Source organism: Microbulbifer regidiadema (SeqCode) (assembly GCF_052466995.1).
Genome location: NZ_CP174297.1, coordinates 3,029,446 through 3,043,914, shown reverse-complemented (window position 1 = coordinate 3,043,914; position 14,469 = coordinate 3,029,446). Strand labels below are relative to the sequence as shown.

Genomic DNA, 14,469 nt, shown 5'->3' with positions numbered 1-14,469 from the left:
GCCTTAGTTGGCGCAACCGGGTACGGCGGAAAATGTACAAAAAATAACCAGTTGTTACAAACCTGAAGCTGCTAATTCGGAAATAATTAGATTGTTGGGCTGGTATATTTTTTCTTTTTTACTAGCTGGCTGTGGAATTTTTATCGGCGCTAAGGGGTTTGCGCTCAAGGTCTGGAGACAGCGTTGTCATTGCAGGTTAATCACTAAAAAATTATTTTTTTGCGACTCTCAGGTTTTGTAAAACGGGTGAGTCAGTGATTGTGGATATATGGCTAAAGTCTCGGCTGAGAGTTCTGGGCACTTATAGTCTCTGTTGTGCCCTGGCCCGGGTGGCGTGGGCCCGCTTTAGCGAGAAGCTTCTTTATTTATAGGGATTTTTCTTTTGTCTATACATGTATAGACAAGGTGGGGCTGCGGTGTTGAGTGCTGTGATATAAGTGCTGCAGAGGGGAGATGATAGAGAGCCAGGTGTTTGTATTGGCTGCGATTGCCCGATCAGTGATGTCCAGCTAGCGCAGTACTTAGCGAGTGAAAACCGCCCCCGCCGGCCCCAGTGAGCGCAATGCGAAGCCCTCGCTACTTTGCCTACGGCGATGAGGAGCGGGGACAGCGTAGCGATCCCAAATCCGGGCGGCTGGATAAAGTAGCGGTTTACAGGGCGGGCGGCTATCACATCAAAGGTATGGGCAGGCCGCAGGGGTGGGTGCCGGCCAATGCCGGAGGCCGGTCCCTTCAGGGCGCCACTTTGTCGCGGTGGTAAATATCCGAGCGGAATTGGGGGCGCCCATCCCGATCTATCCAGGCGGTCATATAGACAATGTAAATAGGCGGTGCTTTCTCGACCCGTATATTGAGCGCATCGTAGCCACTGGCTGCCTGCGCTACCCGGGTCCTGTCCCAGCCTTGAGCGCGGAGCAAAAAATAAGCCAGCTCCTCGGGCGCTTGTAGCCTGACACAGCCGTGACTGAATGCCCGTTGGCGCTGCTTAAATAAGCTCTGCGCCTGGGTATCGTGGAGAAAAATAGCCTGCTTGTTGGGGATGATAAATTTCACTTTGCCCAGGGAGTTTTCCGGGCCGCTGATCTGCCGCAGGGTCGCCTGCCCTGCGGCGGCTTTGGCGATAGTTTCCGCAGTAATCGGAAAGGATTTACCGCTGCGATACTGCACCACCCGATAGCCCCGTTTATGCATCGCTATCGGATTGTGCCGTGCCTTGGGGAGTAGTTCGGTGATAAGAATACTTCGCGGTACCGTCCAGGTGGGGCTGAAAACAATATTGGTAATGCGGCTGTGCATATCCGGTGTGCGGCTACTTCTCTTGCCCACGACAGTTTTCATCTTGAGAGTTACTAAACCATCTTCCACCAACTGCAAGTGATAGTCGGGAACATTGACAATCACATAGCGGCCCTCGCCAGGGATATCGAGTTTTTCCCAGCGGCTTGCATTTAGTTCCATTTGTTGGGCGCGCTCTACAGGGGATATTGCCAGCACGGCCAGTGTCTCCTCATCCGCGATACCGTTAACATTTAAACCGTGGCGCTTTTGGAAGCGCTCCAGTGCCGCCTGTAGTGCACTATCAAACCTTCGCGAATCTTTTTGCGGTGCGGAAAGCGGTCCCGGTTGACCGCTATAGTCCCGATAGAGTGCCAGCAAGTTGCGCAACTGTAAGACTCGCCGGTCTCTGTCCCCCGGTTGTAACGGCTTTCCCTCGGCGATGGGGCGCCAGTTTTTTGCCATTACCCGGTAGGCCTGGGCGGTGGCACGCAGCTGCTGGCCTGTACTGGCGGCTTCGCTGGCGCTGGCGGATGCGTTCAGGGGCGCAGCCCAGATGATCATCAGGCTGATCAGTGCGGCGATGCCGAGCGGGAGAGGAGCATATGCCATACCAATTTCTCATCAGTTATATCGGTGACCACTACTGCCTGCAGGTTTCGGTCTCCTATTGTGGGTCCTGGTTGTAGATATCCGGGCGAAACTGGAGTTGTCCATTTTCATCGACCCAGGCGGTCCAATAAGCGATATAAACCGGCAGTGGATTTTTGAGAGTGATGCCGTGGCTGCGCTCACTGTCCACGGCGCGATTGATACGCTCCTCACTCCAGCGGTTTTGTTGCGCCAGCATCATGCGGGCAAATTGCAAGGGTTTTTCCAGGCGGATACAGCCGTGGCTAAAGGCCCTTTGGGGTTTTTTAAATAAATGTTTGCTGTTGGTGTCGTGGAGGAAGATTGCCTGGCGATTGGGGATTACAAACTTCACCCTCCCCAGCGCATTGCCGGGTCCACTTTTTTGCTGTAATGAAACCTGTCCGCGCCGCACGGCCGCCACGTTGCCACGGGTAAAGGGCACCGAGTTGCCCCGGTGATTCATCAGGCGGTAGCCCTTGGCCTTGAGTGCAGAGCTGCCCTTGGGCAATAACTCGCGCAGGGCAATATTGGGCGGGACGCGCCACACCGGATTAAATTCAATCCGGGTCATACGGGTGGTAATTTGCGGTGTCTTGTGTTTTGGGTTTCCCACCACCACCCGCATGCGGAACTGTTCTTTATTGCCTTCCATAAGGCGCAGATTAAACTCTGGAATATTGACGATGATATAGCGCGGACCTAAATCCTTGGGTAGTTGTTGCCAGCGCTGAATATTGGCTGCCAAAATTTTGGCGATTTGTTGCGGCGGGGTATTGAGGCGCTCGCGGGTACCCTCGTCAACCAGCGCGGTCTGCTTTAAACCGTGGCGCTGTTGAAATTTTTTAACCGCCTGCTGCAATTGATTGTCATAAATATCCGGGGGGGAATGATCGGTACCGTACTCTGCCGGGCGGTAATCCCCGTAGAGCATTAATAGACTTCTCAGTTGCAGGACTCGGGGGCTGCGACTGCCCGGTGCGATAGGTTGTCCGGCACCGAGGGGGCTCCAGTGATTTCCCTGGGCCAGGGACTGATAGCGAATTAACTCCTCGTTGAGTAGGGAAAAGTGTCTCCCCTGCGGTAAAAAGGGATTGCCGCTGCTGATAGGGACGGGCGCGGCGCTATTGTCCAAGTTGGAAAGGGTGTGCGGCGATTGAATTCCCAGTGATATTGCGACGGCAACCGCTGCGATACTCGCTCTGAGGGAAGTGAATTTATCGCGCGGCAAAAAAGCGGAAAGAAATTTGCTGGCAGCACCCATAAGTCACCCATGCAAGCAGTCAAAAATCAGTGAAAGGCATCACTGTGCTCACATTGGTAACTTGTGACCGGTGGTCTCTAAATAATTTTCAGGAATGGCTCAGCTTAAAACGGAGTAATTAATGGAATAACTTGGCAAAACCTCGGCGGATTATAACCGGGGCGGCGGGTCGCCGCCCCGAGTGGTGTTAAAACTGATTATCGACCAGTCCATCTTTGCCATAAATATCCGGGCGGAAATTCAGGTTGCCCCGTCCATCAACCCAGGCGGTCCAATAGGTGATATAGACCTTTACCACCTGGGACATATCGACCTCGGTGGTTTTGTCACCGCTGGTCAATTGGTCGATACGCCACTGATTCCAATTTCCCTGGGGGCGCAGCAGTGCCTCAGCTAGATGGCGGGGTTTTTCCAGGCGAATACAGCCGTGGCTATAGCCGCGCGTGGTCAGGGAAAATAGTTTGCGCGCGCGGGTATCGTGCAGGTAGATATCGTGAATATTGGGAATTTCAAATTTGACCCGCCCCAATATATTTTCCTCCCCGCCCAGTTGGCGCATCAGATAGGAACCGGCACCGGCTGCTGACAAGTTCTGGGGGGTTAAGGGGAGCTGTTCACCGCTGCCGCTAATTACCCGGTAGCCCATTTTTTCCATACCCGCCGGATTTTTGCGTGCCTTGGGGAGTATCTCGTTCACCAGGATACTGCGCGGTACTGTCCAGGTGGGGTTGAAGACAACTTTACTGACGCGGGTAGTTATTTCGGGAGTCGCGTGTTTTTTCTTGCCGACGACCACATTCATCGCCAGTTTGACCTGGTTATTTTCCACATACTTGAGGCGGTATGCGGGGATATTGACCTGGATAAAACGGCTGCCCATTTGCTCCGGCAATGCTTCGCGGCGCTGGATATTCATTTCCACAATCCGGGCTCGCGCAGTGGGGGATAAATTGAGCCGCTTGCGGGTTGAGCGCCCGACAATGCCGTCGGGTCTGAGCCCGTGGCGTCTCTGGAAGCGCACCACTGCTTGGTGCAGGCCCCGGTCAAAGCGGTTGCGATCAGTACCGCCGTAGCTGTAGTAGGACTCGTAATCACCGTACAGGGCGAGAAGGTTGCGCAGGTGGCTCACATGTGGGTGGCGCGCGCCCAGAGTCATCGCGGGTCCCGGGGGGATAGGGCGCCAGCGGCCGCTGGCGGACATTTCGCGCAGCCGTTGCAGTTCATTGCGCAGAGCCCGCACATTGTTGCCGTAGGGCCTGTTTTCCTCGTAGTAGGGCCCCTCGCTGTTTGCAGACCGAATTGGCACCGCAGCAGTATTTGATCGCCCCTGATTGTAATAAACACGGCTGTCGCTGTTTGAGGTGCTATTACTGTCGCGGTATTGGCGGCGTGTGGTGGTGAAATAGCGGCGGCCGGAGTCCTGACTTGTGGTGTCGGCGTTGTACTCCCGCGCGTAAGAGCGGCTGCGCACCTGACCGCCGAGATTGGCGGCTCGGTCGTATCCGCGAAAGTACTTGCGGCCACTGGGTTCAGCGGGGGGCTGTTGCTGCCTTGTATTGAGTGCCACCAGGCGAAAGCCCTGGTTGTCCCGCTGCACCGGCGTGATTCCCCGGCGCGGGCGACTTCTGGGTTTGATCCGGTCTAACTGGGTATCCTGTGCGTAGGAGACAAAGGCGTCGGTCAGCAGAACATCCAGTACTGCGGCCATCTGTAGGTGCTGGGGGGTGTCTTGCAGGGTGCGGTCGAAGTAACCCAGGTGGTAGCGATAGTCGACCATGCTGCTGGGATTGCCGGAGCTGGCCGCAGTGAGTTGTTTCAGTAGGTCGTTGGCACTATCACTTAGGCTGTAGTTATCGAACCAAAGCAGGCGGTAATCGGTACGCTGATAGATTCTGCGCACAGCGGCGGGATTGAAGATGGGGTCCTGGGCCGGCCAGGCATCCGGGTTTTCTTCCAGCCAGTGCACTAGATGGGGGCGGACCGCATTCTCCGGTAAAATCGGACGGGTCCTCTGATTGGCCGCAAAAGCGTAATAGAGGATAAAGACACAGAGGCTACCCAGTGTCAGTAGTGGAAGTATCGATTTGCGTCTGCGATGCTCGGGGTTGAAATACGACATGGTACCTCAGCGATTCTGCGGGGGCCCGGTGCGATATTTTAGAAAATGCCGGGCGCCAGATCGTTCATACCTTCCCAACCTGCGGCGGGCCTATCCAGATACTCTTCAATATTATCGGTGACCCGCACGTGTCATGCGTCCCGCGCGACTTCCTTTTATTGAGACTTCAGTAGGTGCTCCGCTTGCGCGAAACTCAACCGATTGCAGTCTGTGAAAGTAAGTATGGCAATAAATCCCAACTTTGCTTGGCGCTTCATTCTTTTTAGAGTAAGGATTTCCGAATAATGTATTTTGCGCCAATATTCTTTCTCTGTGCCTCAAGGGCAGGCGGCCCATAGAAGTAATTTGACTAGCTGGCGGTGCATTAGACAAAAAAATACGCCCAATTCAACGGTTAGTGCGAGAAATTTAGGCTAACTGTGGCGTTTTGAGGTGGCGCAGGGGGCCACTCGGCGCGCCGTTGACAAATGTCTGTTCCCACAGTTGGCAGTGCCCCTTGCGGTCAATGGTGATCACGGTACTGGCGCGGGTGCCGTAGCCGCCATCGGGGAGCATGGCCGCTGTCGCCGGGCTATTGGCAACTATGTGGATGAATATAGGCGAGAGCGCCCGCTCGATCTCTGTTGCCAGCCCGGTTTGCGGCAGCTGTGGGTCCGGCGCGGGGGTGCGGTCTCTGAGCAGTGCCAGGGCCGGTTCGACAAAGTTTGCAAACGTCACCGGCTGGTCGGCTCCAGGTATGATCTCGGCCAGCGCCGCTTTGCCTCTCTCTACCTTGGGCCAGGGTTCGTCCGCTGCGCCGTTGGAGATACCGTGAATACCCGCTGTAAAAATAAATGGCGTGTGCCGGTTGCCGGCACACGCGAGCGAGTTTTCACTATCGATATCAAATAGCAGGGCGTTAAAGCCTCTGTAGCGTTGAGGTTGTAGGGATTGGATAAATTGTTCCGGACTATCCCGTTTGCATAGAAACTGCTGTGGTATCTCCCCGCGGGACAGTGCCTCTAGGGGCTCCGGCACCCCCGGTTCGCGGACATTGGTCACCGCTGCGATTCGTCCGGGGGATGCTCCGGCCCAGGTTCCCCGGGCCTCCAGATCTCTACCGGCGATTAACTGAGTGCCCGGCCAGCGCGCCGCAGGGGCGCTTGGGCGCCGATAGAACTCGTCGCGATTGGCGATCAAAAGCAGTGGATAGCTCGGGTGGCATTGGTAGGCAAATAGCAGTAGACACATGGCGATCTTCCCGGATCTAGAGACAAGCCGCCCTTTCACAGCGGGGGGCTTTGCGACCATAATACGCCCTTTTAATTAGCAATCGCGATTCCCCCATGCTGACCTATCCCGAAATCGATCCGGTAGCCTTTGCAATAGGCCCTTTAAAAGTGCACTGGTATGGGCTGATGTACCTGACCGGCTTTGTCGCGGCCTGGTGGTTGGCACTGCGCCGCAGCGCTAAACCCTGGTCGCCGGTGATTAAATCCGAAGTGGAGGACCTGATCCTCTACTGCGCCATTGGTGTCGTTCTCGGTGGTCGCCTGGGATATATGTTCTTTTATAACTTCCCCCAATTGCTCGAAGACCCGCTATCGCTGATTCGTTTGTGGGAGGGGGGAATGAGTTTCCACGGTGGCCTGATCGGGGTGATATTGGCCACCGTGCTCTACGCGCGCAAGATTGGTACAACCTTTCCGGCCCTGATTGATTTCGTCGCTCCACTGGTGCCCATCGGGCTCGGGCTCGGGCGAATCGGTAACTTTATTGGTCAGGAGCTCTGGGGGCGCGAAACCGAGGGCCCCTGGGGCATGGTCTTCCCGAGGGACCCGGAGCTTCTGGTCCGACACCCATCCCAGCTGTATCAGGCCTTCCTGGAGGGGTTGGTACTCTTTGCGCTGCTCTGGTGGTTTTCCAGTAAGCCGCGCCCGCGCCTCGCGGTAGGCGGTATGTTCGTGATGTTCTACGGAATTTTCCGCTTCCTGGTGGAGTTTGTCCGCGAGCCCGACGGGCATATTGGTTTTGATTTATTTGGTTGGATGACCCGTGGGCAGCTGTTGAGTTTGCCGATGATTATTGCCGGCATTGCATTGCTGGTGTGGAGTTATAAAACCCAGTCTCTGCCAGAGGGGCGGAGTGGGCAGAGTAAGGGTAAGAAGACAGGGTCTTCCCGAGTTAAAGGCGGAGCATAGCAATAGATGAAGCAGTATCTCGATCTAATGCGCCATGTGCGCGATAACGGCACCGTTAAGGGTGACCGTACCGGCACTGGCACCCTCAGTGTATTTGGCTACCAAATGCGCTTTGATTTAGCCGAGGGGTTTCCCCTGATCACCACGAAAAAGTGTCACTTGCGCTCGATTATTCACGAGCTGCTGTGGTTTTTGCAGGGGGACACCAATATCCGCTACCTTCAGGACAACAAGGTGCGGATCTGGGATGAGTGGGCCACTGAGGAGGGCGACTTGGGCCCGGTTTATGGCCACCAGTGGCGCTCCTGGCCCACCCCGGATGGTCGCCAGATCGATCAGATAGAGCAGCTGGTGGATCAGTTGAAAACCCGCCCGGACTCCCGGCGCCTGATGGTTAGTGCCTGGAACCCCGCTGACCTGCCGGACGAAGGTGTCTCCCCGGCCGATAATGCCCGCGAAGGGCGCATGGCCCTGGCGCCCTGCCACGCTCTGTTTCAGTTCTATGTGGCCGACGGCAAGCTGTCCTGCCAGCTGTATCAGCGCAGTGCAGATATCTTCCTGGGGGTGCCCTTTAATATCGCCTCCTATAGCTTGCTGACTCTGATGCTGGCGCAGGTATGCGGTTTGCAGCCCGGTGAGTTTATCCACACCTTTGGCGATGCCCACCTCTACTCCAACCATATGGAGCAGGTTGAGCTGCAATTGCAGCGCGAGCCCCTTCCCCTGCCGCAGATGCACCTGAATCCAGAGGTGCAAGACCTGTTCTCTTTCCGCTTTGAGGACTTTGAACTCAAAGGCTACGAGGCCTACCCACATATTCCAGCACCGGTAGCGATCTAGGGGGCAGCGATGACGGTTTCTATTGCGTTGATTGCGGCGGTTGCCCGCAATGGTGCTATCGGCAAGGATAACGAGCTGCCCTGGCGCATCTCCGGTGACTTGCAGTTTTTCAAGCGCACTACCATGGGGAAACCTGTGGTTATGGGAAGAAAGACCTTTGAGTCAATTGGTCGCCCCCTGCCGGGGCGGGTCAATATTGTCATTACGCGTAATCCCGACTGGCTTGCAGATGGCGTCGAGGTGGTCCAGTCTCTGGATCAAGCCCTCAGTTTGGCTCAAAACTGCGCAAAAGACAGCGGAGCCAGCGAGGTGATGGTTATCGGTGGCGCACAGATTTACCGCCAGGCACTGCCACTCGCCACCCGCTTATATGTCACTGAAGTGGATGCAGATGTCGATGGGGACGCCTTTTTCCCCGATATTGATGACTCTTGGGTCGAGTCGGTACGCGAGTGTTACCGGGCCTCCGACAGGAATGAGTACAACTACTCATTAGTCCAATATGACAGATTTAAATAAAAACAATTTGATCAAAACTTGATCGATCTGTTAAATTCTCCGACAGCTTACACAGGAAACGTCGCCGCGAATGTGTGCAAGTGACTCGGAAATGTTACCCAAGTGTTACCTTGTTACCCAAGCGGGCCGATGCTGGCAATCGGCATTTGAATAATCAAATCGGCTGTTTACAATGTGCGGCTCTTAGCTGTCTTCTAACCAATGTTTTTAAAACAAAAGGACACCGCGTTGTGGCAGCTAACTCATCGCGACCATGTTGTGAAATATTGAACCCACTGGGGGGTCTAATGAAAACCAAGCGATTCATGGCTGTGGCGCTGACCACTGCGCTGTCTGCCGGCGCGCTCTACGGCAGCGTAGCCACTGCGGATACTCTCGATAACGTACTCGCCGTCGGCCAGCAGAAAACCACTGCGGCCCAGGCATCGCAAAAACGCATCGACAAGATTGCCGACGAAACCAGCAGCCTGCTGCAGGACTTCAAGGTGGTTAACAAAGAAATCGATGGTCTGCGCGTATACAACCGTCAGCTGGAGAAGCAGCTGGCCAACCAGCTCGAAGTAATCAATGAGCTGGACGAGTCTATTGCCAACGTTACTGTTATTGAGCGTCAGATTCAGCCGCTGATCCTGCGTATGCTGGACGGCCTGGAACAGTTCATCGAGCTGGACGCACCGTTCAAGCTGGAAGAGCGTATGGCGAACCTCAATGGTGTTAAGAGCACCATGGACCGCTCCGATATCAGCGTTGCGGAGAAGTTCCGCCAGGTGCTGGAGCTGTACAACTTCGAAGCTGAATACGCCCGTAAGATCGACTCTTACCGCGACACTCTGACCGTTGCCGGTCAGGAGCGTGAAGTGAGCGTTCTGCAAATCGGCCGTATCGCCCTGCTGGCTCAGACTACTGATGCTGAAATTTCCCTCGCCTATGACAAAGCCAACAGCGCGTGGGTTGAGATCGATGCTGGTGAATACCGCCGCGCTCTCATGAACGGTCTGAAAATTGCCAAGAAACAGGCCACTATCGACATCATGACCATGCCGATTCCGGCTCCGGAGGCAGCGCAATGAAAACCTCTTTCGCCAAACGCGTTTTAGTAGCGGCAGCAGCTGGCCTGATCAGCTTCTCCGCAGTTGCTCAGGAGAAGGCCTCTTCCCTGGACGACCTGTTGAAAATGGTTAAGGACTCCAAAGTTGCCGAGTCCAGAGAGCACAAGCAGCGCGAAGCTGAGTTCCGCCGTCAAAAGGCCAACCAGAACGCCCTGCTGAACCAAGCTAAAAACACCCGTACCGCTGAAGAAAAGCGCTCTGCTGAACTGGAGAAGAAATACCAGGAGCAGGAAGTCGCTGTCGATCAGAAGCGCCAGCAACTGGACCAGCGCCTCGGCTCCCTGAAAGAGCTGTTCGGCCACATGTCCTCTACTGCTGCCGACCTGCGTGCCAACATCGGTTCCTCTCTGGTATCCGCTCAGTACCCGGGTCGTACAGAATTCATCGACGGTCTTCTGGCCAAGATGAACAGTGCTACCAAACTGCCGACGATCGAAGAGATCGAGCGCCTGTGGTTTGAGATTCAGCGCGAAACCGTTGAGTCCGGCAAGATCGTTAAGTTCAACGCAACTGTGATCAAGCCCAACGGCGAGCAAGCTGAGCAGGAAGTGGTTCGTGTAGGTAACTTCAACCTGGTTTCCAACGGTAAATACCTGGAAATGAACAATGCCTACAAAATGGCTGAGCTGATCCGTCAGCCGGATGCCAAGTTCCAAGGCATGGCTGAAGCTCTGCAAGCTTCTACCAGCGGCTTCAGTGCCTTCGGTGTAGACCCGACTGGCCCTACCGGTGGTTCCTACCTGAAAGCCATGATCAACAGCCCGGACATCGTAGAGCGCTGGCACCAGGGTGGTATCGTGGGCTACATCATCTCCGCAGTTGGTGCCTTCGCAATGCTGCTGGCTATCTTCCGCCTGATCGTTCTGACCGGTGTTAGCGGCAAAGTAAATACACAGTTGCGTTCCTCTACCCCGAACACCAATAACCCACTGGGCCGCGTACTGTCTGTTGCGGAAGAGAACAAGGGTGTAGACGGTGAAACCCTCGAACTGAAGATGGAAGAAGCGGTACTGAAAGAGCGTCCGGCGATCGAATCCGGCCTCAACCTGCTGAAGATCATCGCCATGGTTGCTCCGCTGCTGGGTCTGTTGGGTACCGTTACCGGTATGATCATCACCTTCCAGGCGATCACTATCTTTGGTGCGGGCGATCCCAAGGCAATGGCCGGCGGTATTTCCTCAGCCCTGATCACTACTGTTCTCGGTCTGGTTGTGGCTATCCCAACCGTTCTGATGCACACCGTAGTTAATGGCCGTGCCAAGCGTGTCCTGCACATTCTGGAAGAGCAGAGTGCTGGTATCGTGGCAGAAAACGCCGAGCGCAAATAAGAGGAGGCGGCAACATGCACGCATTAAATGACGCATGGGCCGCCGTCAACGCCTTTATGGCGTCGGGCGGGCCAGTACTGTTCCTGATCGCCGGCCTGACCTTCTTTATGTGGACGCTGATTTTTGAACGTATTTTCTACTTTAACAAAGGGTTGAAAAGTGACGTTCAGGGTGCGGTAGACCAGTGGGAGGGGCGCGGTGAGCGCAAATCCTGGGGTTCGCACCAGATCCGTTATGCAATGATTTCCCGGGTATCCGAGAAAATTCAGGACAATATGGACATGATCCAAGCCTGTGTCGCCCTGGCCCCTCTGTTTGGGCTGCTGGGTACGGTTTGGGGCATGATCAACGTGTTCGATGTTCTCGCGATTACAGGTGGTGGCGACGCCAAGCAGATGGCCAGTGGTGTATCCATGGCAACTATCCCGACAATGGCGGGTATGGTTGCGGCCCTGTCAGGTGTATTTGCCAATACCTACCTCGCCCGTAAAGCTGAGCGTGAAACCCAGCTGCTGGAAGATCATCTGACAATGGATCACTAAGCATCCACCAGCGAATAAGCCAGCTTATTTGCTGTGAAGGTTTAGCCAAGCCAGATACTTTCGCCGGGGGCTCCCCGAGCCCCCGCTGGAAAAGTTCGCTAAGAGAGTTGCTATGAGCAAAAGACAAAATACGGCAGAAGAAGAAGCCGGCGCAATTGACCTCACGCCCATGCTGGACGTGGTGTTTATCATGCTGATCTTCTTTATCGTCACTGCGACCTTTATCAAGGAGCCGGGTGCTGATGTTGAGAAGCCGGAAGCGACAACCGCTGAACTCAAGGCCGCCTCTATTCTGGTAGCGATCAACGACAGTGACGAGGTCTGGATTGCCAAAGAGAAGGTCGATGAGCGTCAGGTACGAATTGTCCTGGAGCGTCTCTACTCGGAAAACCCGAAAGGGTGGTTGGTAATTCAGCCCGATAAGGGAGCGAGTATTGAGAAGATTGCCCTGATTGCAGACGCAGCCAGGAAGATTGGTATCAAGAAAGTTTCCGTCGCTACAGAGAAGAGTTAACAGCTATGAATCCGGTAAGACTTCTTGGGGCAGGTACGCTGGCGTTAGCCACAACCTTTGGCCTCATCTTCACCATGCATCAGCTGATTGCGGCAAACATGAAGGCTCCAGAAGATAAGGAGCAGTTCAAGGTTGCCGATGTGGTGATGCCTGAGACGAAGATTGAAACACAGTACGACACCGCCAAGCCGGTAAAACCAGACGAGCCAGAGACTCCGCCACCGGAAATGCCGGAGCCCGACTTTGAGGAGCCGAATATTGATGGCAACATCAGTATCGCCGCTCCGAAAGCTGGGGGTGGGGTTAAGCTGTCTGGTTTCAGTTTTGGTGAAGGTGACTACCTACCGATCGTAAAAGTACAGCCTCAGTACCCCCGTCGCGCGCTACAGCGCGGTATGGAAGGCTATGTAATCGTTGAGTACACAGTGACGACAAACGGTTCTGTACGCGACCCGGTCGTAATTGAAGCGTTTACGCTGCAAGGTAAACCGACCACGGTTTTCAATCGGGCTGCCCTGAAGTCCGCGCTGAAGTACAAGTACAAGCCGCGGGTAGTCGATGGCAAGCCGACCGAAGTTCCTAATGTTAGGACTAAGATCAGCTTTAACATGGCTAAGGACTAAAAAGGGGAAGCACTATGAAGTTGACGACCATCACTAAAGGTTTGTCCAAGTTCGCTCTGCGCACGTCAGTAGCGCTACCCTTGGTTCTGGCACCGACGGTCAGCGTTACCGTGTTGGATGCGGTGGGTGTATCGGCACCTTTCGCCTCAGCACAGGCGCAGGAACAAAAAAAGCCGAGCAAAGAAAAAACCCGTAAAGTTCCGGCGATGCGTGAAGCTGCGTATAAGAAGCTGGAAAAAGCCCAGGAAGCTGCGGATGCAGAGGATTGGGCGGCGGCACTAGTTGCACTGCAAGAAATGGATGCAGCTAAGAAGCGCTTCAACGGCTATGAAATTGCCCAGATGTATAACTTCTTCGGTGTTGTTTACTACAGTACTGAGCGTTACAAAGAGGCGATTCCCTACTTTAAAAAGGTGTTGGATCAGGGTGAAAAAAACCTGCCGGTAGCTTTAGAAGTGGGCACTTTGTTTACCCTGGCTCAGCTGTATTTTGTCACTGAGGATTACAAGCAGGCGATTAACTACCTAAACAAGTGGTTTAAGGTTTCCGATCGCATCACTGCGGACTCCTACGCCTTGCGCGCCCAGGCTTACAATCAGATTGGCAACCAGGACAAAGCACTCGCGGATATCAATGTTGCGGTATCCATGTACGAGAAAGAGGGCAAAACACCCAAGGAAAGCTGGTACGGATTGCAGCAGTACGTTTATTTCGAGCGCACTGACTACAAGAGCGTATCCGCTGTTCTGGAAAAGCTGGTGCAGTACTATCCAAAGCCTGTGTACTACAAAACGCTGGCTGCTATGTACGGTGAGCTCAAACGCGACAAAGATCAGCTGCATATGATGGAAGCAGCTTACCTTGCCGGAGCCCTGGAGAAGGACAGAGACCTGCTGAATATGGGTTACCTCTTTATGGGGCATGAAATGCCTTATAAAGGAGCCAAGGTGATTGCCAAGGGTATTCAAGAGAAGAAGATCCCGCGCACGGCGAAAAACCTGGAAACCCTGGCCCAGGCCTACCAGATGGCCCAGGAGCTGCAAAAGGCGATTCCCCAGTTGGAAGCGGCCGCACAGCTTTCCGATAAAGGCGAGATCTATTCACGCCTGGCCGGTATCTACCTGGACCTGGACCAGAGCGAGAAAGCCATTTCCATGGGCAAAAAAGCCCTGGCCAAAGGTGGCATCAAGCGTGTTGACCAGCTGCATATCGTAATGGGTATGGCCAGTGCCAACCTGAAACGCTATGACTCAGCCTTAAAAAGTCTCAAGCTTGCACTGAAGGACGAGCGTTCTGAGAAGTTCGCCAGACAGTGGATTAGCTTTGTCGAAGGTGAAAAGGAGCGTGAAGCGCAACTGGCTATTTAGTACCAGTTAAGGGTTTCACTTCCACTAAAGCCGCGCAGCAATGCGCGGCTTTTTTTATGCTTTTTTGTCTCTGCTTTGCGATATAAAAATTTGAAACAACCTGTATTAACGAACTATTTGCATTTTTTTGTGAATTGGCTAATGATTAAAGTCAGCTGA

14 protein-coding genes are annotated in these 14,469 nt (G+C 54.4%); 10 read left to right on the top strand and 4 right to left on the bottom strand.

Annotated elements, in window-relative coordinates; translation table 11 throughout:
- Positions 1-562: 562 nt before the first annotated feature.
- Positions 563-760 (top strand): hypothetical protein, encoded by a 198-nt coding sequence (locus ACJJIK_RS13240; RefSeq protein ID WP_444943012.1) that lies wholly within the window; start codon positions 563-565, stop codon positions 758-760.
- On the opposite strand, the gene ACJJIK_RS13235 is transcribed toward ACJJIK_RS13240, so the two are convergent.
- From ACJJIK_RS13235 to ACJJIK_RS13220, 4 genes are all read right to left on the bottom strand, one after another.
- Positions 733-1,887 carry a L,D-transpeptidase family protein gene (locus ACJJIK_RS13235; protein ID WP_444943011.1) on the bottom strand — a complete coding sequence of 385 codons (1,155 nt, stop codon included), beginning with the start codon at positions 1,885-1,887 and terminating at the stop codon, positions 733-735. The two genes, ACJJIK_RS13240 and ACJJIK_RS13235, sit on opposite strands and share 28 nt — an antisense overlap.
- Before the next feature lie 55 nt (positions 1,888-1,942).
- A complete protein-coding gene (locus ACJJIK_RS13230) occupies positions 1,943-3,169 on the bottom strand; it encodes a L,D-transpeptidase family protein (RefSeq protein ID WP_444943010.1) in 1,227 nt (408 codons plus the stop codon).
- A 187-nt stretch (positions 3,170-3,356) separates the two neighbouring features.
- Positions 3,357-5,288, bottom strand: coding sequence for a L,D-transpeptidase family protein (locus ACJJIK_RS13225; protein WP_444943009.1), 1,932 nt, complete (start codon positions 5,286-5,288; stop codon positions 3,357-3,359).
- A gap of 408 nt (positions 5,289-5,696) precedes the next feature.
- A complete protein-coding gene (locus ACJJIK_RS13220) occupies positions 5,697-6,578 on the bottom strand; it encodes an NRDE family protein (protein WP_444943008.1) in 882 nt (293 codons plus the stop codon).
- A gap of 35 nt (positions 6,579-6,613) precedes the next feature.
- Here ACJJIK_RS13220 and lgt point away from each other — a divergent pair, with 35 nt between their 5' ends.
- The 9 genes from lgt (at position 6,614) to ACJJIK_RS13175 (ending at position 14,310) form a co-directional block, all read left to right on the top strand.
- Complete coding sequence (gene lgt, locus ACJJIK_RS13215; protein WP_444928767.1) at positions 6,614-7,468, top strand: prolipoprotein diacylglyceryl transferase; 855 nt, start codon at positions 6,614-6,616, stop codon at positions 7,466-7,468.
- Positions 7,469-7,474: 6 nt separating this feature from the next.
- A complete protein-coding gene (locus ACJJIK_RS13210) occupies positions 7,475-8,308 on the top strand; it encodes a thymidylate synthase (RefSeq protein ID WP_444943007.1) in 834 nt (277 codons plus the stop codon).
- A 9-nt stretch (positions 8,309-8,317) separates the two neighbouring features.
- Complete coding sequence (locus tag ACJJIK_RS13205) at positions 8,318-8,827, top strand: dihydrofolate reductase (protein ID WP_444928765.1); 510 nt, start codon at positions 8,318-8,320, stop codon at positions 8,825-8,827.
- Positions 8,828-9,114: 287 nt separating this feature from the next.
- Entirely contained in the window at positions 9,115-9,897 is a 783-nt protein-coding gene (locus ACJJIK_RS13200; protein ID WP_444928764.1) for a DUF3450 domain-containing protein, read from the top strand.
- Positions 9,894-11,264, top strand: coding sequence for a MotA/TolQ/ExbB proton channel family protein (locus ACJJIK_RS13195; RefSeq protein ID WP_444943006.1), 1,371 nt, complete (start codon positions 9,894-9,896; stop codon positions 11,262-11,264). Before ACJJIK_RS13200 ends, ACJJIK_RS13195 begins: the two co-directional genes overlap by 4 nt.
- 14 nt (positions 11,265-11,278) lie before the next feature.
- Positions 11,279-11,806 (top strand): MotA/TolQ/ExbB proton channel family protein, encoded by a 528-nt coding sequence (locus ACJJIK_RS13190; protein ID WP_444915343.1) that lies wholly within the window; start codon positions 11,279-11,281, stop codon positions 11,804-11,806.
- Between the two features lie 112 nt (positions 11,807-11,918).
- Entirely contained in the window at positions 11,919-12,320 is a 402-nt protein-coding gene (locus tag ACJJIK_RS13185; RefSeq protein WP_444915344.1) for an ExbD/TolR family protein, read from the top strand.
- Positions 12,321-12,325: 5 nt separating this feature from the next.
- Positions 12,326-12,943: an energy transducer TonB gene (locus ACJJIK_RS13180; RefSeq protein ID WP_444943005.1), complete on the top strand. Its 618-nt coding sequence runs from the start codon at positions 12,326-12,328 to the stop codon at positions 12,941-12,943.
- A gap of 14 nt (positions 12,944-12,957) precedes the next feature.
- Complete coding sequence (locus tag ACJJIK_RS13175; RefSeq protein WP_444943004.1) at positions 12,958-14,310, top strand: tetratricopeptide repeat protein; 1,353 nt, start codon at positions 12,958-12,960, stop codon at positions 14,308-14,310.
- The last annotated feature ends 159 nt before the right edge of the window (positions 14,311-14,469 follow it).